Origin of the sequence: Kitasatospora sp. NPDC004799 (assembly GCF_040609095.1) — a bacterium.
Lineage (GTDB): Bacteria > Actinomycetota > Actinomycetes > Streptomycetales > Streptomycetaceae > Kitasatospora.
In genome coordinates this window covers 1-22,981 of record NZ_JBEXJK010000095.1, presented here as the reverse complement: position 1 = coordinate 22,981, position 22,981 = coordinate 1, and the positions used below count along the sequence as shown (strand labels likewise).

The 22,981-nt window shown below is 74.5% G+C and carries 17 protein-coding genes and 2 pseudogenes; 16 read left to right on the top strand and 3 right to left on the bottom strand.

Going from position 1 to position 22,981, the window contains the following annotated elements; all coding sequences use genetic code 11:
• Nucleotides 1-94: pseudogene (locus ABZW03_RS15085) on the top strand (cob(I)yrinic acid a c-diamide adenosyltransferase); the annotation flags it as partial.
• A gap of 515 nt (nt 95-609) precedes the next feature.
• Here the strand turns inward: ABZW03_RS15085 and ABZW03_RS15080 are convergent.
• A pseudogene (locus ABZW03_RS15080) lies at nt 610-1,110 on the bottom strand (protein kinase); the annotation flags it as partial.
• Between the two features lie 402 nt (nt 1,111-1,512).
• On the opposite strand from ABZW03_RS15080, the gene ABZW03_RS15075 reads away from it, so the two are divergent.
• The 9 genes from ABZW03_RS15075 to ABZW03_RS15035 all read left to right on the top strand — a co-directional run bounded on the left by ABZW03_RS15075 (nt 1,513) and on the right by ABZW03_RS15035 (nt 14,079).
• Nucleotides 1,513-5,631 carry a hypothetical protein gene (locus tag ABZW03_RS15075; RefSeq protein WP_355257049.1) on the top strand — a complete coding sequence of 1,373 codons (4,119 nt, stop codon included), beginning with the start codon at nt 1,513-1,515 and terminating at the stop codon, nt 5,629-5,631.
• A gap of 127 nt (nt 5,632-5,758) precedes the next feature.
• On the top strand, nt 5,759-6,181 hold the full coding sequence (locus ABZW03_RS15070; protein ID WP_355257047.1) for a hypothetical protein: 423 nt from the start codon (nt 5,759-5,761) through the stop codon (nt 6,179-6,181).
• Nucleotides 6,178-7,077, top strand: a complete 900-nt coding sequence (gene grpE, locus ABZW03_RS15065; protein WP_355257044.1) for a nucleotide exchange factor GrpE — start codon at nt 6,178-6,180, stop codon at nt 7,075-7,077. Before ABZW03_RS15070 ends, grpE begins: the two co-directional genes overlap by 4 nt.
• Nucleotides 7,078-7,108: 31 nt before the next feature.
• Nucleotides 7,109-9,676 (top strand): Hsp70 family protein, encoded by a 2,568-nt coding sequence (locus ABZW03_RS15060; RefSeq protein ID WP_355257041.1) that lies wholly within the window; start codon nt 7,109-7,111, stop codon nt 9,674-9,676.
• The gene (locus ABZW03_RS15055) at nt 9,673-10,050 is read left to right on the top strand and encodes a hypothetical protein (protein WP_355257038.1); all 378 of its coding nucleotides are present in this window, start codon (nt 9,673-9,675) and stop codon (nt 10,048-10,050) included. Before ABZW03_RS15060 ends, ABZW03_RS15055 begins: the two co-directional genes overlap by 4 nt.
• Before the next feature lie 99 nt (nt 10,051-10,149).
• Nucleotides 10,150-10,389, top strand: a complete 240-nt coding sequence (locus ABZW03_RS15050) for a chaplin (protein WP_355257035.1) — start codon at nt 10,150-10,152, stop codon at nt 10,387-10,389.
• Nucleotides 10,390-10,528: 139 nt separating this feature from the next.
• On the top strand, nt 10,529-12,160 hold the full coding sequence (locus ABZW03_RS15045) for an AMP-binding protein (protein ID WP_355257032.1): 1,632 nt from the start codon (nt 10,529-10,531) through the stop codon (nt 12,158-12,160).
• 67 nt (nt 12,161-12,227) lie between these two features.
• Nucleotides 12,228-12,659 carry an SRPBCC family protein gene (locus ABZW03_RS15040; protein WP_355257029.1) on the top strand — a complete coding sequence of 144 codons (432 nt, stop codon included), beginning with the start codon at nt 12,228-12,230 and terminating at the stop codon, nt 12,657-12,659.
• Between the two features lie 154 nt (nt 12,660-12,813).
• The gene (locus ABZW03_RS15035; RefSeq protein WP_355257026.1) at nt 12,814-14,079 is read left to right on the top strand and encodes an APC family permease; all 1,266 of its coding nucleotides are present in this window, start codon (nt 12,814-12,816) and stop codon (nt 14,077-14,079) included.
• Nucleotides 14,080-14,146: 67 nt separating this feature from the next.
• On the opposite strand, the gene ABZW03_RS15030 is transcribed toward ABZW03_RS15035, so the two are convergent.
• The gene (locus ABZW03_RS15030) at nt 14,147-14,548 is read right to left on the bottom strand and encodes a YccF domain-containing protein (protein WP_355257023.1); all 402 of its coding nucleotides are present in this window, start codon (nt 14,546-14,548) and stop codon (nt 14,147-14,149) included.
• A 323-nt stretch (nt 14,549-14,871) separates the two neighbouring features.
• On the opposite strand from ABZW03_RS15030, the gene ABZW03_RS15025 reads away from it, so the two are divergent.
• On the top strand, nt 14,872-16,134 hold the full coding sequence (locus ABZW03_RS15025; RefSeq protein ID WP_355257020.1) for a hypothetical protein: 1,263 nt from the start codon (nt 14,872-14,874) through the stop codon (nt 16,132-16,134).
• A 61-nt stretch (nt 16,135-16,195) separates the two neighbouring features.
• Here the strand turns inward: ABZW03_RS15025 and ABZW03_RS15020 are convergent, their stop codons facing one another.
• On the bottom strand, nt 16,196-17,104 hold the full coding sequence (locus tag ABZW03_RS15020; protein WP_355257017.1) for a LysR substrate-binding domain-containing protein: 909 nt from the start codon (nt 17,102-17,104) through the stop codon (nt 16,196-16,198).
• 251 nt (nt 17,105-17,355) lie between these two features.
• Between ABZW03_RS15020 and ABZW03_RS15015 the strand changes: the two genes are divergently transcribed.
• The 5 genes from ABZW03_RS15015 to aspA all read left to right on the top strand — a co-directional run.
• The gene (locus ABZW03_RS15015) at nt 17,356-18,141 is read left to right on the top strand and encodes a gamma-glutamyl-gamma-aminobutyrate hydrolase family protein (RefSeq protein WP_355257015.1); all 786 of its coding nucleotides are present in this window, start codon (nt 17,356-17,358) and stop codon (nt 18,139-18,141) included.
• Nucleotides 18,142-18,259: 118 nt separating this feature from the next.
• Nucleotides 18,260-18,937 carry a FadR/GntR family transcriptional regulator gene (locus ABZW03_RS15010; RefSeq protein ID WP_355257052.1) on the top strand — a complete coding sequence of 226 codons (678 nt, stop codon included), beginning with the start codon at nt 18,260-18,262 and terminating at the stop codon, nt 18,935-18,937.
• Nucleotides 18,934-20,373 carry an amino acid permease gene (locus tag ABZW03_RS15005; RefSeq protein WP_355257012.1) on the top strand — a complete coding sequence of 480 codons (1,440 nt, stop codon included), beginning with the start codon at nt 18,934-18,936 and terminating at the stop codon, nt 20,371-20,373. Before ABZW03_RS15010 ends, ABZW03_RS15005 begins: the two co-directional genes overlap by 4 nt.
• Nucleotides 20,374-20,474: 101 nt before the next feature.
• Complete coding sequence (locus tag ABZW03_RS15000) at nt 20,475-21,491, top strand: asparaginase (protein ID WP_355257009.1); 1,017 nt, start codon at nt 20,475-20,477, stop codon at nt 21,489-21,491.
• Between the two features lie 32 nt (nt 21,492-21,523).
• Nucleotides 21,524-22,981 (top strand): aspartate ammonia-lyase (gene aspA / locus ABZW03_RS14995; RefSeq protein WP_355257006.1); only part of this gene is annotated, 1,458 nt, incomplete at its 3' end.

Below are 22,981 nucleotides of genomic sequence, written 5' to 3'. Positions count from 1 at the left end.
GATCGCGTACGCGGACGCCAACGAGGCCAACGCCGCGATCGGCGTGGCCCTGGCGGTCGGGGAGCTGCCGGAGGACATGGCGGCGGTGCTCGTCCACACCGTCATCTCCCCGGCCGAGTTGACCGATCCGGCCAGCCCGTGGACCCCGCGCGCCGCCTCCCACCAGCCCGCCGCCGTACCGGCCCAGAGGGTGCCGGTACGGTCCACCGCGCAGACCGCCAGCTCGCCCTGCGGCCCGGCCCAGCCCACCGTCAACTGCCGTACGGCGCGCGGGCCCTGGCGGTCGGGCAGCCGGAGGTCGGCGACGCCGGGCCCGGCCAGCGCGGTGCCGCCGGTGCCGCCGGTGACCACCAGCGGCCGCCCGGCCCGGTCGGGCAGCACCGCCAGGTCCAGGATGCGCCGCGCCGGCAGGTGCACCCGCAGCAGCTCGCGGCCGCGGGCGGCCCACGGGCCGAGCGGGGCGGGGCGGCGCTCCGGGTCGTCGGCCAGCGGCTCGCAGGCCCAGTGGGCCACCTCCTCGGAGTAGCCGGCCGCCAGGAGTTCGGCGCGGGCCTGCTCGGCGGCCAGCCGGTGGTCCAGCCGGCCGTGGTCGGGCAGCAGCAGGGTGCGGGCGAGGGTGCCGACGGCGAACAGGTCCTTGGCGGTGGTCGGGAAGCCGCCGACCTGCTCGGCCTCCGGCGGGACGTGCCCGGGGGTGAACACCGCGACGGTCAGGGTGTGGTCGAGCGGCGCGAGGAAGGTCAGGTCGATCAGCTTGACCTGGCCCTGGCCGTCCACCAGCACGTTGGCGGGGGAGATGTCCCGGTGCACCCAGCGCTTGCGGTGCAGCTCGTCCACGATCCGGCAGAGTCCGGCCAGCACCTCGGCGACCGCCTCCGGCCCGCCGCGCTGGCCGCGCGCCCAGGTGTGCAGCGGCACGCCCTCGACCCAGGGCGAGATCTGGTAGCCCAGCAGCGCGCCGCCGGGCGGGGTGCCGGGCCGGTGCGGGGAGGGGCCGAGCAGGAAGCTGGGCACCACCAGGTCGGTCACGCCCAGCCGGTGCGCGTTGTGCGAGACGTCGTCCCAGCGGCCGAGCCAGCGCCGCACCTCGGCCGGGTCGCGCTCCAGCATGATCTTCGCGGCGACCAGTTCCTTGCGCCCGTTGTGCCCGGTGCGCACCGCCCGCCACACCTCGGCCTCACCGCCCCGGTGGTGGAACTCCAGGAGCTCGTACTGCTCGGGGTCGAACTCCGGCCCGAACCGGAGCCCGGGCACCCAACGCGACTCGGACACTGCACCCCCGACGCTGCTGACCGCTGCTGACGCGCTGTCGGCGCTCCGCCGTCGCGCTGCCGCCGCAGGGCCGTTCCGCTGCTGATGTGACGTCCAGGATAGTGCTCTTTCCTGTTCGTCCGTCCGATCGAGGGCCTATTCTGATGGCGCTCGGCAACATCTCGACACCACGTCAACTCATGATCGCCCCACGTCAGTTGATCATGGATTGGGTGGTGTCCGAACTCAGGGGGACGGTGCATGGCGCTGACAGCGGTGCTGCTGCTCGTGGTGGCACTGGCCGGTGCGGCCGCCGTCGTACTGGCCCGCCGCCGACGGGCCCTGGACGCCGCGGCGGCGGCGAAGGCGCTGGCCGCGGCCGCCGAACGGCTCGCCGCCGGCCAGGCCGCCCAGGCCCGCCGCCGCTACGCCCGGCTGGCCCGCAGGCTCGCCGACGCGCCCGAGGAACTGCGCCCGCAGCGCGGCCTCGCCCTGCTCGGCCAGGCCGAGGCCACCGTCCCCACCGGCGACCAGCAGGCCACCCTCGCCCTGCACCGCGAGGCCTACCCGCTGCTCGCCGACCCGGCCCGGCAACTGCCCCGGTGGAGCCTGCGCCGCCTCGCCGAGGAGCGGATGCAGGCCCCCGACGGCGACCTCGACCCGCTGTTCGCCTTCCTCCGGGCCACCGCCGCCGGCGCCGAACCCGGCGAGGAGGCGGAGTCCGCCGCCCGCACCGTCGACTGGCTGCAGCACCGCTGCCGCGAGGGCGCCCCCGACCGGCGCGAGCAGGTCACCGCCCGCGCCCTCGCCGCCCTGCCCGGCCGGGACTGGCCGGTGCTCGCCCGGGCCGCCCTGCTGCGCGCCACCGACCGGGCCGCCGAGGCCGAGGCCCTGCTCGCCGCCGCGGCCCCCTCCGGCAGCGGCGAACTCTGGTTCCGCTGGGGCGCCTCGCTCTACGCCCTGCACCGCGACGAACCCGCCGTCACCGCCTTCGACGAGGCACTGCGCCGCGGCCCCGGCGAACCGTCCCCGTGGGGGCGCGGCCCGGCCCTGCGCACCGACGGCCTGCTCTTCCGCGGCCTGGCCCGCCAGCGCCTCGGCACCACCGAGGAGGCCTGGGCCGACCTCGCGGCCGCCGCCGGCGAGAGCCCGGCCGACCCGCGCCCCCGCTACGCCCTCGGCCGGCTCGCCCTGCTGCTCGGCGCCGACGAGCAGGCCCGGGAGCAGTTCGCCGCCGCCCTGACCGTCCGGCCCGACTTCGCCCCGGCCCGGTTCGGCCTCGCCCTGGTGCACGAACGGGCCGACCGCCCCGCCGAGGCCGCCGCCGACTACCGGGCCGGCCTCGGCGGGGCCCCCGACTGGCGCCCCGCCCGGGTCCGGCTCGGCGCCGCCCTGCTCGCCGCCGGGCAGGCCGAGGAGGCCGAACCGATCCTGCGCGCCGAGGCCGACACCGAACCCGGCGCCCGCTGGACCACCGTCGCCGCCTTCCACCACGGCCTCGCCCTGGCCCGCACCGACGACCCGGCCGGCGCCCTCGCCCGCTGGGAGGCGCTGGACGACGAGGACCTGGGCCCCCGCCGGGCCGCGGCCCGCGACCGGCTCGCCCGCACCCGGCTGGCCACCGACCCGACGGCCGCCCGGGAGCTCTGGCAGCGGGCCGCCGCCGAGCACCCGGCCGCCCCCGGCTACCGCGCCGCGCTGCGCGAGGCCGCCCTGCGCGAGGCCGCCCACCTGCTGGTCACCGGCCGCGACCAGGCCGAGCCGCGCCGCCGCGCCGCCGCCGCGCTCGCCCTCGCCGACACCCTGCCCGGCGCCCTCACCCACCGCCAGGCCCGGCTGCGCGCCGCCCTCGCCCTGACCGAGGGCACCCCGGAGCCGGTCGCCGCCCTGCTCGACGCCGGCAGCGGCCTTCGCGACCGCTACCACCTGGCCGCCGTCGCCCTGCTGGCGGGCCGCCCGGCCCGGACGATCGCCCTGCTCGGCCCGCCCGACCCGGCCGGGGACCCGGCGACCGCCCGGCTGCGCGCCCTGCTCGCCGAACGGGCCGGCAACTGGGCCGCCGCCCTGGACTGGTACCGGAACTTCCTGGAGGCCCCCGCCGCCCCCGCCGCGGCGCCCACCGGCGACTGCGCGCTCTGCGACCGCCCCGCCACCGGCACCTGCGGCGGCTGCGGCCGCGAGGCCTGCCCCGACCACCAGCACATACCGGAGGGAGCCGCCTCGCCCCGCTGCGTGCGCTGCGCCGCCCCCACGCTGCGCGCCGTGCTCCACTGCGCCCGCCGGGCCGGCACCCCCGAGGAGGCCGAACCCGTGCTCGCCCGCTGGGCCGAGGCGCTCGGCGACGGCGCCGCCGCCGCGCCCGTCCGGCTCGACCTCGCCCTGCTGCGCGCCGAACTCGGCCGCCTGGACGAGGCCCTGGCCGGCCTGCCCGAGGACGCCCGGACGGCCCGCGCCGCCGTCCTGGTCCGCCGGGCCGGCGCCGCGCTCGCCGCCGACCGGCCCGGCAGTGCCGCCGTCGACCTGCGCCGGGCCCTCGGACTGGCCCCCGGCCAGGAGCGGGTGGCCGCCGCCCTCGTCCTGCTCGCCGAGCACGAGGCGCACCAGGCCGCCGCCGACGGCCGCCACCGGGAGGCCTGGGAGGGCTACCGCGAGCTGCTGCTGGCGGACCCGGCCCACCCCCGGCTGCTGCACGCGCTCGGCCTGGCCGGTTACCGGCTCGCCGCCGGCGCCGCCACCTCCGACGGCCTCGACCAGGAGGCCGGGCCCGACGAGGAGGTCTGGGCCTGGACGCTCGGCTGCCTGGTCGCCGCCCTGCACCAGCCCGAGCTGTGGGCCGAGTCCGCCCGGATCACCGGCCGCACCCCCGAACCCCAGCGGCTGGCCGCCGCCCGCGCCGGACTGCTCGACCGCCTCCGGGACGACCTGCGCGCCCTGGACCGGGCCGCCGGGCGCAGCGGCGACGAGGTCACCGCCTGGACGCTGCGCCTCGGCATGGAGACGCACTGCGCGGACGCCTTCGCCCAGGAGGACGTCCGGATCACCCTGCCCGGCCGCCCGGCCCGCCGCCTCGCACTCGGCCCCGCCCTGGACGGGCTGCTGCGCGCCGAGCCGGGGGCGCCCGGCTGGGCCGAGGCCTTCGAGCGGGCCGTCCAGCCCTGGCGGCGGCCCGCCGGCCCCGACGCGCCCGCGCCCACCCGGGCCCTCGGCCTGTTCGGCGACCTCGGCGCGCAGCGCTACCTGCGGCTCCAGGGCCGGCAGGCCGCCGCCGTCGCCGCCCTGGACGCGGTGCCCGAGCAGCGCCGCGGCGAGGACTGGCAGGCCCTGCTCGGCGAGTCGCTGGTCAGCCAGGCCCGCGAGCACCACCGCAACCAGGACTGGCGCGAGGCGCTGGAGAGCCTCACCCGGGCCCGGACCGTGCCCGGCGCCCGGCTGCCCGCCGACGCCGCGACGATCGCCGCCGAGTCCGGGGTCCGGGCCGCCCGCGCGCTGCTCAAGAACAGCCTGGACGACCAGGCCGGCGCCGCCGAACTCCTGGAGAAGGCGCTGGCGTTGGCCCCCGACGACCCCGAGGTGCGGGGCGACCTCGGCGCCACCTACGCCCAGTGGGCGCGCAAGATCAACAACGAGGAGAAGGACTACCCCCGGGCCCTCGCGCTGCTGGAGAAGAGCCTGGAGCTGGTCCCCGGCGACCCGACCGCCCGGCACTTCCTGGAGGCCGCCCTCGGCAACCGGGCCGGCCAGCTCAGCCGCCCCGACGCCACCGACGCGGAGCTGGAGGAGGCCGCCGCGGCCTGGCGGGCGCTGATCGAGCTCAACCCCGACCCGGAACACCGGCTCGGCCTCGGCTTCGTGCTGCTCCAGCTCGCCCGCTCGGCCGCCTTCGCCGACGACCGGCGGCGCGCCCTGCGCTGGATGGGCGAGGCGCTGGAGGCCGACCCGGAGTGGGAGGGGCCGGTCGCCCGGGAGGCCGCGCGCCGGATGTCGGTGATGCTCGCCAACCACGTGATGGACGCGATGCAGGACAAGCCGTTCACCGCCCAGGCCGCGATGCTCCAGCAGGCCCGGTCCTACGACGACTCCACCGACATCCGCCGGCTGATGGTCAGCGTCTGGCGCGGCGAGGCGATCGGGCACTACGAGGCCCGCCGCTACCCCACCGCGATCCGGCTGCTGGAGGAGGCCCTCCAGCTGTCCGGCACCGCGGAGGACACCGACAAGCTGCACCGCGAACTCGGCATCGTCTACGGCTCGTACGCCGTCCAGCGGGCCAACGCCCGGCAGCTGCGCGAGGCCCGCGACCTGGCCCGCAAGGCCGTCGAGCACAGCCCGGACGACTTCGAGCTGCGCGCCATGCAGCGGCGGATCAACTCGCTCTACTGACGGCAACCGTACGGCAGTTGGCGTCGTCCTAGACCGTACGCCGCAGCCACAGTCGCAGCCGCACCCGAGGTGACCGCGCCACCCGAGCCGTCCCCGCCACCCACCGTGAGGAGAGAGACCGCCCGCCATGCCACTGCACGAACCGTCGCCGTACGAGGTCCTGGGCATCCCGCTCACGGCCGGCGTGCGCGAGATCAACCTCGCCGTCGGACCGGCGATGCGGGCCGGCCGGTACACCCGCCAGCAGATCCAGGAGGCCGCCGCGCTGCTGCGCAACCCGGACCGGCGGCTGGAGGCGGACCTCCAGCAGCCCCTTCCGCCGGAGCCGGTCGACCAGGCCGCCGAGCTGCTCGCCCCCGCGCTCGCCGAACCGCTGCTGGTGATCGAGCGCCCGCCGCTGCCGCCCACCGCGCTGCCGGTGCTCCACCGGGCCGAGCTGGCCGCCGACTTCGCCGAGCCGCCCCCCGGCGGCGCCGACCCGGAACCGCCCGTCCCCGCCCGCTACGCGGCGGACCTGTCCGTGCTGCCGCAGATCGAGGTACCCGAATGACCGACGCACCCGCCGACGCACCCGGCCACGCGGCCACCGACGCACCCGCCGCCGCACCCGGCCACGCGCCCGCCGCCGCCCTGCTCGACGGCCGCCCGCCGCTGGAGGTCCCGCCCGGCGTCGAGGACGTCGACCTGGAGCAGGCCTTCGGCCGGCTGCTCTTCCGGGCCTCCCTGCTGGGGAGCAAGCTGACCGAGCAGAAGCAGGCCGCCCGGGCCGAACAGCGCGACCTGCTGGGCATCCTGGTCGAGGTGGACGACGCGCTCGCCGCCCTCGGCCTGGACCGCGAACTGGTGGCGCTCGGGCGCGGCGCCGGCCTGGAGGCCACCCGGCGGCGGCTGCTGGGGCAGCTCGCCAAGGCCAAGGTGCGGCCGATGCGGCTGGAGGGCATGACGGCCGACCCGGACCTGACCGAGATCGTGGGCACCGAGGTCCGGTCCGGGGTGGCGCCGGAGACGGTGGTGCGGACGGTGGTGACCGGGTTCTTCTGGGGGGACGAGGTGCTGCGCCGGGCCCAGGTGGTGGTCGCCGCACCGGAGCCGGAGCCCCTGGCGCCGGTGCGGGCGGCCGCGGCGGACCTCCCGCTCCCGGAGCCGGCCCACGCCGCCACCGGAGCCGACGCCGCCATCGAGACCACCGAAGCCGCCGAAGCCACCGAAGCCACCGAGGACGCCGAGGACGCCGAGACCGCCGGACCCGGGACGCCCGGCACGCCCGAGGCGCCGGAGACACCCGAAGCGCCCGGCACGCCCGGCGTGCCCGAGGCCGTCGAAGCCGCCCTGGCCGCCGGCGTCGCCGCCACCGCGCCGGCCGCCCGCGCCCAGCCCAAGGCGGCCCCGCCCCGGTCCCGCCGCAAGGCCGCGGCCGCGGGCAAGCGGGCCAAGCGCAAGAAGTAGCCAGGACCACGAGGGGCAAGAGGGGAACGACATGTACCGCACACTCGGCATCGACCTGGGCACCACCAACTCCGTGGTCGCCCACCTGCGCCGGGGCGAGCCGGAGATCATCTTCAACCGGCAGAACCAGGAGGCCACGCCCTCCGTGGTCGGCAGCGGCCGCAAGGGCGAGCTGCTGGTGGGCTCCACCGCGCGCAGCCGGACGGCCATCGACGGAGCCAACGTGATCCGCTCGGTCAAGCGCTTCATGGGCCGCAAGTTCAAGGACCCGCAGGTCCAGGCGGCCCTGAAGGAGGTGGACTACAAGGTCACCGCGGGCACCGACGGCGACGTCAACGTCTGGTTCAACGGCCGCTCGTACACCCCGATCGAGATCTCCGCGATCATCCTGCACCGCCTCAAGGAGGACGCCGAGCAGCGCTTCGGCGAGCCGTTCCACCGGGCCGTCATCACCGTCCCCGCGTACTTCGGCGAGCGGCAGGTCGCGGCCACCCAGGAGGCGGGCCGGATGGCCGGCCTGCACGTGCTGCGGATCATCAACGAGCCGACCGCCGCCGCCCTCGCGTACGGCATCACCTCCGAGGCGGGCGACGAGGGCAGGACCGTCCTGGTCTACGACCTCGGCGGCGGCACCTTCGACATCTCCATCCTGTCGCTGGTCCCCGGCTCGGTCTCGGTGCTCGGCATCGAGGGCGACAACCTGCTCGGCGGCGACGACTTCGACCGCGCGATCACCACCGCGCTGCTGGAGGACATCCGCGAGGAGTACGGCTCGGACTACCAGCCCGACCTGCGGGACCGTCCGAAGATCGCCGGCACCGCCGAGACCATCAAGATCGAGCTCTCCAACCAGGAGTCCTCCGAGGTCATCCTGCCGGGCCTGGGCGCCGGGCAGCTGGTGCTGGAGACGGAGTTCGAGCGGGCCCGCTTCGAGGAGCTGATCGAGGCCCGGATCGAGCGCACCATCGAGCTGACCCACAAGGCCATCATGCAGTCCAACCTGACCGTCGGGGACATCGACGAGGTGGTGCTGGTCGGCGGTTCGACCGCGATCCCGCTGGTCGCCCGCCGGCTCGGCGAGGTGTTCGGCCCCCGCCGGATCCGGCGCGGCGTCAACCCGATGCAGTGCGTGGCGCTCGGCGCGGCCGTGCAGTCCGCGCTGGTCGGCGAGGTGGAGTGCCCGGAGTGCCGGGCCCCCGGCAACCTCTCCGCCTCCAACTGCGTCAACTGCGCCACGAGCCTGCTCGGTGGCGCCCGGGTCTCCTGCCCGACCTGCCACATCCCGGTCGACGCCGACGCCGCCGCCTGCCCCAAGTGCGAGCAGGTGCTGGACGGTTCGGGCGAGGGCGCGGCCGTCCCGCGGCAGACCCGGACCACCGCCGTGGTGCAGGGCGACAACTGCCCGCGCTGCGGCACCCCGGCCGCCCCCGGCGTCACCGCCTGCGACCTGTGCGGCGAGCCGCTCCACTCGGCCGCCCCCGGCCTCACCAAGGTGGCCGCCACCGCCGCCGAGGACGTCGGCCTGCGCTGCGCCGCCTGCGGCGTGGTCAACCCGCCGGGCTGCGAGGTCTGCCCGGCCTGCGGCGAGCTGGCGCAGGTCACCAACCCGTTCGACATCACCCCGAAGAACCTCGGCATCGAGCTGAACGACGGCCGCCTGGCCGTCATCATCCCCAAGAACACCAGCTACCCGACGAGTTCGCCGGTCAGCCGGGAGTTCGTGGTCTCCGGCAGCGGCCGGCAGCGGCTGGAGGTCGCGGTCTACGAGGGCGAGCACGAGATCGCCCAGCAGAACGAGCTGATCGGCCACCTCACCCTGCGGCTGCCCGAGGGCCTGGGCGGCCGCACCCCGGTGGAGGTCTCCTTCGGCCTCGACCGGGACCGCACCATCACCCTGTCGGTACGGATCCAGGGCGGTGCCGAGAAGACCGTCAAGCTGGAGCGGGTCACCCTCGACCCCGAGCTGAAGGTGCAGGTCGAGGAGCAGCAGCGGCAGATCGAGACCTTCACCGACCGCTGGGGCGGCGAGCTGACCGAGGCCGAGATGCGCGAGGCCCAGCGGCTGATGGACACCCTGGACGACCTGGCGGCCGGGCAGACCCGCGGCCAGTCGGTGGACGCCGCGCTGGAGCGGGCCCAGCAGCAGCTCAAGGCCCAGCGCTGGGTGCGCGGCTCCGAGGCGTACCTGAGCCTGTTCCTCCACTACTGCGAGAAGCACCTCGACCCGAGCGACCTGGACCGGCTGCGGTCGGTGGCCGCCGAGCTGCGGCTGCGCCGCGAGGCCGCCGACTGGGAGGGCGCGGTGCGCGCGGCCCAGCGGGCGGACGAGCTGTGCGACTCGCTCGGGCACACCATGCGGATGCTGACCATGTGCAACGTCTACGTGACCCAGAACATGGTCTCGCCCGCCCTGGCCCAGCTGATCATGGCCGAGCTGCGCGGGCTGGACGCGGCCGTGGAGGCGCCCAACATGGCGGACGTCAACACCCACATGTCGAACCTGCTGGCCCTGTACGCGCAGGCGCAGCGGGAGCTGGGCAGCGAGCCGACCCCGGAGTCGCTCGGCCCGGTCCGGCCGGAGGAGGCGGGGCCGCGATGAGCGCCGTGGAGGCCGTGGACACCGTGAAGGCCTTGGACACCGTGGCGGCGGCAGGGGCCCCGCAGGCGCCGGAGGTGCCGTGCCCGCTCTGCCGGGTGCCGGGCGACCCGTCGACCCTGCGCTGCCCGTCCTGCCGGGAGGACCTGTCGGTGCTGTTCCGGCTGCGTTACGCCGGACGGATCGACTACAACCGGGCGCTGGAGGCCCTGGCGGCCGGGGACGGGGCGCTCGCGCTCGGGCTGCTGCACCGCGCGGTGGCCGCCGAGCCCGGGCTGCGCCCGGCCCGGGAGCTGCTGGAATCACTGAGCGTCGCCGGTCCCGCGGCCGCGGCGCCGACGGGCCGGGACGGCGGGCGGGAGGCCGACACTCCCTAGGACGGGCCAATCCGGCGTGCGGCGGAGCGGATCGCTTGTGATCGTGGGCGAGGTGTGATCGTCACACTTCGACCCGCTCTGCTCACAAGGAGTGAAGCAATGCGCATGCGTACCACCTTCGCCGCCGCCGCCCTCACCGCCACGGCGGTCCTCGCCGGAACCGGGACCGCCGTCGCCGGCAGCGCCACCGCCAACGGCATCGCCGCCAACTCGCCCGGTGTCCTGTCCGGCAACCAGATCCAGGTCCCGATCAACCTGGAGGCCAACATCTGCGGGAACTCGATCAACATCATCGGGCTCCTCAACCCGGCCTTCGGCAACATCTGCATCAACGAGTAGTCCCGTGCGCCGGGGCCGTCCGTCGAACCCGGCGGGCGGCCCCGGCGCCGTGTCGGTACCCCCGTTCGGGGGTGGCGGCGCGGGGTCGGGGAAGGTGACCATGGTCCCTGTCCGTACCGCCGTCCCCAGGAGCCCGCCCGTGCCGACCACGCCGACCCCGCGCAGCTACGCCTCCGGCACCTCGGACGTCCCGCTGCTCGGCGACACCATCGGGGAGAACCTCGACCGCGCGGTGCGCGCCTTCCCCGACCGCGACGCCCTGGTCGACCGGGCCACCGCCCGCCGCTGGACGTACGCCGAACTCGCCGCCGACGTCGACGCCCTGGCGCTCGGCCTGCTGGAGCTCGGGATCGCCAAGGGGGACCGGGTCGGCATCTGGGCCCCCAACTGCGCCGAGTGGACGCTCACCCAGTACGCCACCGCCAAGCTCGGCGCGATCCTGGTCACCGTCAACCCGGCCTACCGCGCCCACGAGTTGGAGTACGTGCTGAACCAGGCCGGTGTCCGGCTGCTGGTCGCCGCCGAGCGCTTCAAGACCTCCGACTACGCCGGGATGATCGAGGAAGTCCGGCCCCGCTGCCCCGAGTTGGAGCACGTCCTGCTGATCGGCAGCCCCGACTGGGACGCCGTGGCCGAGGCCGGCAGGCGGGCCGACCCGTCCCGACTCGCCGAGCGCCAGGGCGAGTTGTCCCCCGACGACCCGATCAACATCCAGTACACCTCCGGGACGACCGGCTTCCCCAAGGGCGCGACCCTCTCGCACCACAACATCCTCAACAACGGCTACTTCGTGGGCGAGCTGCTCGACTACACCGAGCAGGACCGGATCTGCGTCCCCGTCCCCTTCTACCACTGCTTCGGGATGGTGATGGGAAACCTGGCGGCCACCTCGCACGGCGCCTGCACGGTCATCCCCGCCCCCTCCTTCGAGCCCGGCGCCACCCTGGCCGCCGTCGCCGCCGAGCGCTGCACCTCGCTGTACGGGGTGCCGACCATGTTCATCGCCGAGCTGGCCGACCCGGACTTCGACCGCTACGACCTCGGCAGCCTGCGCACCGGCATCATGGCCGGCTCGCCCTGCCCGAGCGAGGTGATGAAGGAGGTCATCGAGCGGATGGGGATGACGCAGGTCTCCATCTGCTACGGCATGACCGAGACCTCGCCGGTCTCCACCCAGACCCGGGTCGACGACCCGGTCGAGCGGCGGGTCGCCACGGTGGGCCGGGTCGGCCCGCACCTGGAGGTCAAGGTGGTCGACCCGGCCACCGGCCGTACCGTCCCGCGCGGCGAACCCGGCGAGCTGTGCACCCGCGGGTACTCCGTCATGCTCGGCTACTGGGGCGAGCCCGAGCGCACCGCCGAGGCCGTCGACGCCGCGCGCTGGATGCACACGGGGGACCTCGCGGTGATGGACGAGGAGGGCTACGTCGCGATCACCGGGCGGATCAAGGACATGGTGATCCGCGGCGGGGAGAACCTCTACCCGCGCGAGATCGAGGAGTTCCTCCACACCCACCCGGACGTCCTCGACGTCCAGGTCATCGGCGTCCCCGACGCCAAGTACGGCGAGGAGCTGATGGCCTGGATCCGGATGCGGGAGGGCGCCGAGCCGCTCACCGCCGAGGCCGTCCGCGCGTACTGCGCCGGCCGGCTCGCCCACGTCAAGATCCCGCGCTACGTGCACGTGGTCGAGGAGTTCCCGATGACGGTCACCGGGAAGATCCGCAAGGTCGAGATGCGGGCGCAGGCCCAGCGGATCCTGGGGCTCTGACCGGGGCGCGCCTCCGCCCGGGCGAGTCCGGGGAGCGGGGTGGCCCGCCCGGCGGGAGAGTGTGATCATGCCGCTCGACGTCACAGTGGAACGCCTGATCCCCCTCCCGCCCGCCACGGTGGCCGCCTACGCGATGGACTGGCGCCACGACTGCGAGTGGACGCGGGGCATCCGCACGGCCGCCCTCACCCGGGAGGCCGACACCGGCGGCTTCGGCGTGGGCGCCGAGGTCACCCGGACGGCGCGCTTCCTGGGCAGGTCCTTCTCGTACGTGCTGCGGGTGGCGCGCCACGACCCGCCGACGGTGCTCGACCTGGTCTGCGTCGCCGGGCCGATGCCCATGCGGGTGACCTTCACCTTCGAGCCCACCCAGAGCGGTACCTTCGCCCGCATCCGGGTCCGGGGCGGCCCGCGCCTGGTGGGGCCGCTGATGGCCCGCCGGGTGCGGGCGGCGCTCATCGCGGACCTGCGCGCCCTGGAGGCCCGGCTCACCCGCTGACCCGGTACCCGGCGCCCGCACCCTCCGTTCCCCTCCCTCCGGTAGGGTGCGCCGACACCCGAGCCCCGCCCCCGCTTCCCTCCCCACCCCTCCCGTTCCCCTCCCTCCGGTAGGGTGCGCCGACACCACAGCCGGATCGGGAGGGGCACCGCGCATGAGTTCGTCGCCGACGGCGGCCGGGCCGGGGGAGCTGCGGCGGCACCTGGGGGTGTTCGACGCCGTGGTGATCGGGCTGGGCTCGATGATCGGCGCGGGCGTCTTCGCCGCACTCGCGCCCGCCGCCGGGGCGGCCGGCTCGGGCCTGCTGGTCGGGCTGGCACTGGCCGGTGCGGTGGCGTACTGCAACGCGACCTCCTCGGCCCGGCTGGCCGCCCGCTACCCGCGGTCCGGCGGCACCTACGTCTACGGCCGGGAGCGGCTCGGCGACTTCTGGGGCTACCTGGCCGGCTGGGGCTTCGTGGTCGGCAAGACCGCCTCCTGCGCCGCGATGGCCCTCACCGTCGGCTCGTACGTCTGGCCCGAACAGGCCCACGCCGTCGCGGTCGCCGCCGTGGTGGTGCTGACCGCCGTGAACTACGTCGGGGTGCAGAAGGCCGCCTGGCTGACCAGGGCGATCGTGGCCGTCGTCCTGGCGGTGCTCGCCGCCGTGGTCACCGCGTGCCTGGCCGGCGGGGAGGTCGACACCGGCCACTGGGCCGTCGGCGCGGACGCCGGATTCCACGGTGTGCTCCAGGCCGCCGGGCTGCTGTTCTTCGCCTTCGCCGGGTACGCCCGGATCGCCACCCTGGGCGAGGAGGTCCGCGACCCGCGGCGCACCATCCCCCGGGCGATCCCGCTGGCGCTCGGCATCACCCTGGTGGTCTACGCCGCCGTCGCCCTCGCCGTCCTGGCCGTCCTCGGCCCCGAGCGCCTCGCGCACAGCGGCGCCCCGCTGGCCGACGCCGTCCGCGCCGCCGGCGCGCCCGCCCTGGCCCCGGTGGTCCGCGCCGGTGCGGCGGTCGCCGCCCTCGGCTCGCTGCTCGCACTGATCCTCGGCGTCTCCCGGACCACCCTGGCGATGGCCCGCGACCGCCACCTGCCGCACGCCCTCGCCGCCGTCCACCCCCGCTTCGGCGTCCCGCACCGCGCCGAGCTGGCCGTCGGCGCCGTGGTGGCGGTCGCCGCCGCGTTCGGCGACGTCCGCGGCGCGATCGGCTTCTCCTCCTTCGGCGTGCTCGCCTACTACGCCGTCGCCAACGCCGCTGCCTGGACCCTCACCCCCGCCGAGGGCCGGCCCCCGCGCGCCGTCCCCCTCCTCGGCACGGCCGGCTGCCTCGTGCTCGCCTTCGCCCTCCCCGCCGCCTCTGTTCTCCAGGGCACCGCCGTCCTCGCCCTCGGCGCCGCCGCCTACGCCGTCCGCAAGGCCGTCACCCGCGCCTGAGCCCCGGGAAAGACCGACGGCCGGCGCGGGCTGCTGCCCCGCGCCGGCCGTCGAAGGTCCGTGCCGGTTACCGCGCGCCCCACTCCCGGTCGGTGGGGACGATCTCGCGGCCGAGCGGCATCAGCGAGATCGGGATCATCTTCAGGTTCGCCCACCCGAAGGGGATGCCGATGACCGACAGGAAGAGCGGAATGCTGGTGACCAGGTGCCCGATCGCCAGCCACCATCCGGCGAACACCAGCCAGATGACGTTCCCGACACACGAGGCCGGCCCGGCGTCCGGCCGCTCCACCGCGGTGCGCCCGAACGGCCAGAGGATGAACCCGGCGATCCGGAAGGAGGCGATGCCGAAGGGGATGGTGACGATGAGAACGCAGCAGATGATTCCGGCGAGCGTGTAGGCGAGCGCCATCCAAATGCCGCAGAAAAGCAACCAGATGACATTGAGGATGAACCTTATTGCGCTCATGCTTGGTACCTTCTCACGGCCGACGGCGTTTGCACGACGACCGTGCCATGCCCGCTGACGAGCGTGTCTACCCCCCTAGGGGTCGTTTCTCAGGGTTGCCGCCCACCGTTTCCGGGGTTCCGTCGTGTCGTTGAAACCACGCCACCCGTCCTGCTGTCTGACAGGTTCGCGGCTCGATCATGCGCCGCCCGGCGGCGCGGCGTCAAGGACCCTCGCACGACGATAAGTTCACAACTGATCGGATTTGATCGTACGGCTCTCGCAGGGCAGGCTCGGTGCCGCACAGTGGTGGAACCGCCACGGTCCGGCACGGAGGGAGCCGCATGTCGGGGACCGAGCACAGCAAACCAACGGCACACCTGGTCGTCGGGTACACCCCGCAGGACGGCTTCGTCGCCGTCCAATTCAGCCCGCCTCCGGCGGAATACGTGTGGCACGACCGGCAGGCCGAGCACCGCCGGGACCGGTTCGGGCCGGGCAACTGCTACCAGCAGTGGCTCGCCGTCGATGTCGCCACCGGGGCCGTCTGGTTCGGGGACACCGACTGGCGGACACAGGGCGAGGAGGCCGCCCACTCGCTCCCGGGACATCGCCGGGCCACGGTCGGCGACGGCGCACTGCCGTCCCCGGCCGTGTTCGTGATCCCGCTCGCCCACCGCGCCGTTGACGGCCGGGGCGCCGACACCTGGCGCTTCTTCGGTGTCGAGGAGCTCCATGCGCTCGTCCGGCGGGTACTGCCCCTGGTCCAGCGGGTGATCGACTCGCTGCACCGCGTGGGCCCGGACGGGAGTCCGGAATGGTCCGCCGAAGCCGCCACGGCCTGGACCGATCTCGAACAGGCCTGCCGGTTCACGCTCGACGCGACGGGAGGCGTGGTCTGGTCCGAACCCCGGATGAGCCCGGTGCCCGCGTGGCGGGTCGAAGTGCGGGACTTCCTCGCCCGCAACCCCGAGCTCTGCGACCCGGCCTGGGCGACAGCCACCGACGCCGAGCTGGACGGCTGGGCCGCCTACGAAGCCGATTCCGGTTACGGCGGCGTCCCGGGCCTGATGTGCGCCACGGCGGGCGTCCGGATCGAGGAGGGCTACGCCTTCTACGGTCACCGTGCGGCCCTGTACGCCTACCGTGCGGCCGCCTGCGGCGACCGCACCCCGGTCGAAGCCGGGCTCTGGCTTCGGACCAGCGATGCCGGACGGAGCAGCTGGGAGGCCGCGAAGGTCGTGGGAGCGAGTCTCGCCGACGCCCCCGACTGCGTGTTGGGCCACCTCGCCGAGACGTTCCGCGGCGCTGCGGCCGACGACGGCGTCGTCCTCACCGGCCTGACGGCCTACCTGCGGCGACAGCGGGCCGAGGAGAGGGCGGCAGTCGACGAGTCGCTCGCCGCCACTGGGGAGGAACTGAACCGTCTGGAGGAGTTGCTGAAGGAGGTCCGCCTGGCCCGGAACACCGTCCTGACCCGGGTCCTCAGCTGGACTGACGGACGGGACGACGAGGTGATCGCCGGTCTCGCGGCGATGTCTCCCGTCGCCGTGGCCGAGTGGCGGGAGCGGCTCACCGCCGACCGGGGCGTCCGGTCGGAGGGGTGAGGGCCTGCCCGGAGGCCGGCGCGCGGGCGGGCCGTAGAGGTTCCGCAACCGTTGCCCCCGCTCAGGAGAGGGCGGCCAGTGCCTGTGCGGCGAGCATCTGTTCCAGGGCCAGGAGGGCGCGCGGGGCGTGCCGGGTGTCGATGCGTACGGTGTAGATGAATCGCGTCAGCTCCGGGTCGGCGAGGGGGCGTGCCACGACCTGCGCGCTGCCCGGGGGCAGGGCCAGCCGGGGCATGACGGCGACGCACAGGCCGGCGGCCACGAAGCCGAGCACGGTGTTGAAGTCGTCGCCGTCGTACTCCAGCCGGGCCTGGAAGCCCGGGGTCCTGGCCATCTGAGCGAGCAGTTCCAGGCGCAGGGCGGCCTCCGGGGCGGCGATCCACGTCTCCGCCGCGAGGTCGGCCAGGTCGATGACATCCCGGTGGGCGAGGTGGTGGTCGACCGGGAGGACGGCCACGACCGGGTCCCGGGCGACCAGCGTCCGGCGCAGCGTCCGGGGCGGTGGCATCGGGATGAAGTCGTAGTCGTAACTGAGGGCCAGGTCCATGTCGCCCCGCTTGAGCCGGCTGTAGCCGGCTTCGGGCTCCAGCTGCGAGAGGCTGACCCGGACGTCGGGATAGGCCGCGTGAAGCTCGGCCAGCGCCTGCGGGACGATGCCGGCGGCGGAGGAGGCGAATGCGCCGAGCCTGATCCGTCCGGCGGTGCCCGCGCGCATGGCGTCGAGTTCCAGGGACGCCGCCGCCAGGGCGCTCCGGACGCGCTGTTCGGCGTCGAGGAGGACCGTGCCGGCGGGGGTGGCGCGGACGGGGCGGCGCTCTATCAGGATGAGGCCGGCCCGGCGCTCGAGTTCGGCGATCTGTTGGGAGACGGCGGGCGCGCTGTAGCCCAGCTCGCGTGCGGCGGCGTTGAAGGAGCCGTGGCGGACCACGGCTTCCAGGGTGGCGAGCAACCGGGGGTCGAGTCTCTGCACGGAGTTAAGGCTCACTTATCTGTCGCGAAGATGTCTTTTCTTGTGCTTAAGCGTGAACGGCAGCAGGATTCTTGCTTGCGGCCCGGATGCGCAAGCCCGGGTCCGCGGCCACCCCCACCGTCATCGGGCGCGTTCGTGCGCCCGGGGGGCCGTGCACCCCCTCCTCCGCAGCCCGCCTGCGACCGCCTCCGTCGGGCGGGCCGCGGAGGAGACGGCCGTCGATGGTCGACCCCCACCTGGAAGGAAGTGGTATGCCCAAGCCGCTCATCGGACTGACCACCTACCTCGCCGACGCCCAGTGGGGGGAGTGGGAGCTGCCCGCGGCACTGCTGCCCGCGGCGTACGTCAGCTGTCTCCAGGCGGCGGGCGGCCGTGTGGTCCTGCTGCCGCCGGACGCGCCGGAGGCCGCGCTCGATGTCGTCGCGGGCCTGGACGGGATCGTCCTGACCGGTGGTGAGGACCTGGATCCCGCGTTGTACGGGGCGCAGCGGCATCCGTGCACGGAGCCGCCGGTGCACGAGCGCGACCGCTGGGAGTGGGCGGTGCTGGACGAGGCCCTCGCGCGCGACCTCCCGGTGCTCGGAGTGTGCCGGGGCATGCAGCTGTTGAACGTGCACGCGGGCGGCACCCTGATCCAGCACCTGCCCGAGGTGGTGGGCCACCACGGGCACAACCTGCACGGCGGCCACTTCGCGCCCCATGCCGTCACCACGGTGCCGGGGACGCGGATCGGTGGGCTCCTGCCGGGGACCCGCCAGGTCGCCACGCACCACCATCAGGCGGTGGAGTCCCTCGGGGCCGGCCTGGTCGTGGGCGCGCGTACGGCGGACGGGACCATCGAGGCGATCGAGAGCACCCGGCACCGCTTCGCGGTCGGCGTCCAGTGGCATCCCGAGATGGCCTTCGACTCGGCGGTGGTGCACGCTCTGGTGGCCGTGGCCAGGTCGACTCCGGGCCCTGCTCCGGGTCGCGCCGGCGAGCGGACGGTGCGTGTCCGGCGGAGTCCGCCCGTCACCGGGGCGACGCCGGTGCTTTGACCCCGCGTCATCTCGGCGCCGCCGGAGTCTTGACACCGCGGCGCTCCGGGCCCAGGATCAGCCCGTGAACCTGTCAGACAGCAAGACAGGTGGATCGGCCCCGCGGCGCGTCAGCGCGATGGAAGCGGTGTTCGGCCACCTGCGCAGCGCCATCGAGCGCGGTCAGTACGTCGTGGGGGACAAGCTCCCCTCGGAAGCGGAGCTGTGCCGGACCCTGGAGGTCAGCCGGCCCGTCCTGCGGGAGGCACTCCGTGCCCTGCAGGCCCTGGGCCTGACGGTCTCGAAGACCGGCAAGGGCACCTTCGTCGTGGCGAACACGGTCGAGGAACCCACCTTCGGCGACTTCGCGGCCGGCGACCTCCTGGAAGTCCGCCGGCACGTCGAGATCCCGGTCGCCGGCTACGCGGCGCTGCGCCGGACCCCGGAGGACCTGGACCACCTGGCCCACCTGCTCGACCGGATGGAGCGGGAGACCGACACCACCGCGTGGGTCGCCCTGGACACCGTGTTCCACCTGGCGGTGGCCGAGGCCTCCGGCAACCCGGTGTTCCGCCGGGTGATCGAGGAGATCCGTGACGCACTGGCGCGTCAGTCGACCTTCCTCGACAAGTTCTGCGGCAGGCGCGAGCAGTCCAACTGCGAGCACCGGGCGATCGTCGAGGCCCTGATCGACGGTTCCGAGCCCGACGCCGTCGAGGCGATGTCCCACCACCTCCACCGCGTGGAGGCCACCCTCACCGACATCGTGCGCCCCCAGCGGGCGGACACCTCAAGAGAAGGCAGAGCCGAGGCGTGAGCGAGCAGTTCCTCAAGGACGAGAAGCGCCCCACGACCCGTCACGTCGACGCCGGAGACACCGGCTACAGCAAGTCCCTGAAAGCCCGGCACGTCAACATGATCGCCATCGGCGGCGCGATCGGCACCGGGCTGTTCCTCGGCGCGGGCGGACGGCTCGCCGACGCCGGGCCCTCCCTGTTCGTCGCGTACGCCGTCTGCGGCGTCTTCGCGTTCCTCGTCGTGCGAGCGCTCGGCGAGCTGGTCCTGTACCGGCCGTCCTCCGGCGCCTTCGTGTCGTACGCCCGGGAGTTCCTGGGGGAGAAGGGCGCGTACACCGCCGGCTGGATGTACTTCCTCAACTGGGCGACCACCGGCATCGCCGACATCACCGCCGTCGCCACGTACACCCACTACTGGCACCTGTTCTCCGACGTCCCGCAATGGGTGATCGCGCTCATCGCCCTGGCCGTCGTCCTCACCGTGAACCTCATCTCGGTGCGGATCTTCGGCGAACTGGAGTTCTGGTTCGCCATCGTCAAGGTCAGCGCCCTGGTCGTCTTCATGGGCATCGGGATCTTCCTGCTCGTCACCCGGCACCCCGTCGACGGCGCCGTGCCCGGCCCGTCCCTGATCACCGACAACGGCGGGATCTTCCCCAACGGCCTGCTGCCGATGCTGCTGATCATCCAGGGCGTCGTCTTCGCCTACGCCTCCGTCGAACTGGTCGGTGTGACGGCCGGGGAGACCGAGAACCCCGAGAAGATCATGCCGAAGGCGATCAACTCGATCATGTGGCGCGTGGGCCTGTTCTACGTCGGCTCCGTCGTCCTGCTCTCGATGCTGATGCCGTGGAACAGGTACACCGCCGGCCAGAGCCCGTTCGTGACCGTCCTGTCCCACCTCGGGGTCCCGGCGGCCGGCAGCGTGATGAACCTCGTCGTCCTCACCGCGGCGATGTCCTCGCTCAACTCCGGCCTCTACTCCACCGGCCGCATCCTGCGCTCCATGGCCGTGAACGGATCGGCCCCGCGCTTCACCGCCCGGATGAGCCGCACCCAGGTGCCCTACGGCGGCATCCTGCTCACCAGCGGGATGTGCGTGCTCGGCGTCGTCCTCAACTTCGTGGTCCCCGCCGACGCGTTCGAGATCGTGCTCAACCTCGCGGCCATCGGCATCATCGCCACCTGGGGCATGATCATGGTCTGCCACCTGCTGTTCTGGCGGAAGACCCGCGACGGCGAACTGACCCGCCCCGGCTACCGCCTGCCGGGCTCCCCGTGGACCGAGCTCGTGACGCTCGCCTTCCTCGCCACCGTCCTGGTCCTCATGTACGCCGACGGCGGTGCCGGACGCACCACCGTGCTGTGCGTACCCCTCATCGCCGCCGCACTCGTCGCCGGCTGGTACGCCGTCCGCGGGCGCGTCGCGCGCGCCGCCGCCGGCACCGACGACTGAACCCGGGCGGACCGCGGGATCCGCGGTCCCACCGGCGTTCGCCCGCCCCGGGCCCGCCACCGCCAGGTCCGCACCCCCACGTCATCACGATCGAGGCAGTCATGCTCACCAGCCCCCTCACGGACGCGCCCGTGATCCGCGAGCCCCGCCACGCGCCCGTCGCCCACGTCACCCGTGGCGGCGTGGTCGAGAGCACCCACTACGGTTCCGTCATCGTCCTCGGCGGCGACGGCGAGGTCCGGCACCACCTCGGCGACGCGCAGGCCGCGTGCTACCCGCGGTCGGCCCTCAAGCCCGTCCAGGCCGTCGCCATGGTCCGCGCCGGACTGCCGCTCGACGGCGAACTGCTCGCCCTCGCGACGGGCAGCCACTCCGGCGAGGAACGCCACCTCGCCGGCACCCGGCGGATCCTGGCGCTCGCCGGCCTCACCGAGGACGACCTGCGCAACGTTCCGGACCTGCCGTACGACCCGGACGTCCGCGATGCCTGGATCCGGCAGGACCGCCGGCCGTCCCGGACCGCCCAGAACTGCTCCGGCAAACACGCCGCGATGCTCCACCTCTGCAAGCTCAACGGCTGGCCGCTGCAGGACTACGACGCCCCCGGGCACCCGCTCCAGCGGATGATCGCGGAAACCGTGGAGGACCTCACCGGCCAGCGCATCGCCCACGTCACCGTGGACGGCTGCGGCACCCCCCTCTTCGCCGTCTCCCTCCACGGACTGGCCCGCGCCGCCGCGCGCATCGCCACCGGCGCGCCCGGGACACCCGAGTTCCGGGTGGCGGACGCGCTGCGCAGCCACCCGGAGATGGCCTCCGGTGCGGGGCGGGACGTGGCCCGACTGATGCGGGCGGTACCCGGGCTGCTCGCCAAGGACGGCTTCGAGGGCGTCCAGATCGCCGCGCTGCCGGACGGCCGCGCCGTCGCCCTGAAGATCGCCGACGGGGCGAACCGGGCGCGCGTCCCGGTGACGGCGGCCGCCCTGGCGCTGGCGGGAGTCGACCCGCGGCTGCTGACCGGGCTCGCGGGGGAGCCGGCGGCCGGCGGCGGCCGGCCCGTCGGTGGCGTGCGGCCGGTGGCCGCGCTGGACCCGTCGGCCCTGCTCGCCCACGCCTGACCCGAACCACCACGCCGAGAGGACCCGCACCCATGACCGCCGCCACCCGCAGCGAACACGACCTGCTCGGGGACCGCCACGTCCCCGCCGACGCCTACTGGGGCGTCCACACCCTGCGCGCCACCGAGAACTTCCCCATCACCGGCACTCCCATCTCCGTCTACCCGCACCTGATCGACGCGCTGGCCGCCGTGAAGGAGGCCGCAGCCCTCGCCAACGAGGAACTCGGCCTGCTGGACCCCGCGAAGGCCGCCGCGATCGCCACCGCCTGCCGCGAGATCCGCGACGGCGAGCTGCACGACCAGTTCGTCGTGGACGTCATCCAGGGCGGCGCCGGCACCTCGACCAACATGAACGCCAACGAGGTCATCGCCAACCGCGCCCTGGAACTGCTGGGACACGCCAAGGGCGAGTACCGGCACCTGCACCCCAACGAGGACGTCAACCTCGGGCAGTCCACCAACGACGTCTACCCGACCGCCGTCCGGATCGCGACCGTGTCCGCCGTGCGCGGCCTGCTCGACGCGATGGCCGTCCTCCAGGACGCCTTCGCCCGCAAGGCCGTCGAGTTCCGCGACGTCCTGAAGATGGGCCGCACGCAGTTGCAGGACGCCGTGCCGATGACGCTCGGCCAGGAGTTCTCCGCCTTCGCCGTCATGCTCGACGAGGACCGCAGCCGACTCGCGGAAGCCGTCGCGCTGGTCCACGAGATCAACCTCGGCGCTACCGCGATCGGCACCGGCCTGAACGCCCCCGCCGGATACGCCGAAGCCGCCCGACGCCACCTCGCCGACATCACCGGGCTGCCCCTGGTCACCGCCGCCAACCTCGTCGAAGCCACCCAGGACTGCGGCGCGTTCGTCCAGATGTCCGGTGTCCTCAAGCGCATCGCCGTCAAGCTGTCCAAGACCTGCAACGACCTGCGGCTGCTGTCCTCCGGGCCGCGCGCCGGCCTCGGCGAGATCAACCTGCCGCCGGTGCAAGCCGGTTCGAGCATCATGCCCGGCAAGGTCAACCCGGTGATCCCCGAGGTCGTCAACCAGGTCGCCTTCGAGGTGATCGGCAACGACGTCGCCGTCACCATGGCCGCCGAGGCCGGGCAGCTCCAGCTCAACGCCTTCGAGCCGATCATCCTGCACTCGCTGTCGGAGTCCGTCACCCACCTGCGGGCGGCCTGCCTCACCCTCGCCGAGCGCTGCGTGGCCGGCATCACCGCCAACACCGACGTGCTGCGCGAGACCGTCGAGAACTCCATCGGCCTGGTGACCGCCCTCAACCCGCACATCGGCTACACGGCCGCCACCGACATCGCCAAGGAGGCCCTGGCCAGCGGCCGGGGCGTCGCCGAACTCGTCCTGGAGCGGGGGCTGCTGCCCGCGGAGCGGCTCGCGGCCCTGCTGCGGCCCGAGGCCGGCCGTGACGGCCGTCAACCTCATCACCAGCGCCGTCCAGGCCCTGCTGAGCCACCCCCACCACCTGGCCCACGTCCG

Coding starts and splice junctions, on each gene's coding strand:
- ABZW03_RS15000 (WP_355257009.1), top strand. CDS start 20,475: ATGCTCACCAGCCCCCTCACGGACGCGCCCGTGATCCGCGAGCCCCGC.
- ABZW03_RS15025 (WP_355257020.1), top strand. CDS start 14,872: ATGTCGGGGACCGAGCACAGCAAACCAACGGCACACCTGGTCGTCGGG.
- ABZW03_RS15040 (WP_355257029.1), top strand. CDS start 12,228: ATGCCGCTCGACGTCACAGTGGAACGCCTGATCCCCCTCCCGCCCGCC.
- ABZW03_RS15030 (WP_355257023.1), bottom strand. CDS start 14,548: ATGAGCGCAATAAGGTTCATCCTCAATGTCATCTGGTTGCTTTTCTGC.
- grpE (WP_355257044.1), top strand. CDS start 6,178: ATGACCGACGCACCCGCCGACGCACCCGGCCACGCGGCCACCGACGCA.
- ABZW03_RS15060 (WP_355257041.1), top strand. CDS start 7,109: ATGTACCGCACACTCGGCATCGACCTGGGCACCACCAACTCCGTGGTC.
- ABZW03_RS15050 (WP_355257035.1), top strand. CDS start 10,150: ATGCGCATGCGTACCACCTTCGCCGCCGCCGCCCTCACCGCCACGGCG.
- ABZW03_RS15070 (WP_355257047.1), top strand. CDS start 5,759: ATGCCACTGCACGAACCGTCGCCGTACGAGGTCCTGGGCATCCCGCTC.
- ABZW03_RS15055 (WP_355257038.1), top strand. CDS start 9,673: ATGAGCGCCGTGGAGGCCGTGGACACCGTGAAGGCCTTGGACACCGTG.
- ABZW03_RS15075 (WP_355257049.1), top strand. CDS start 1,513: ATGGCGCTGACAGCGGTGCTGCTGCTCGTGGTGGCACTGGCCGGTGCG.
- ABZW03_RS15035 (WP_355257026.1), top strand. CDS start 12,814: ATGAGTTCGTCGCCGACGGCGGCCGGGCCGGGGGAGCTGCGGCGGCAC.
- ABZW03_RS15015 (WP_355257015.1), top strand. CDS start 17,356: ATGCCCAAGCCGCTCATCGGACTGACCACCTACCTCGCCGACGCCCAG.
- ABZW03_RS15010 (WP_355257052.1), top strand. CDS start 18,260: ATGGAAGCGGTGTTCGGCCACCTGCGCAGCGCCATCGAGCGCGGTCAG.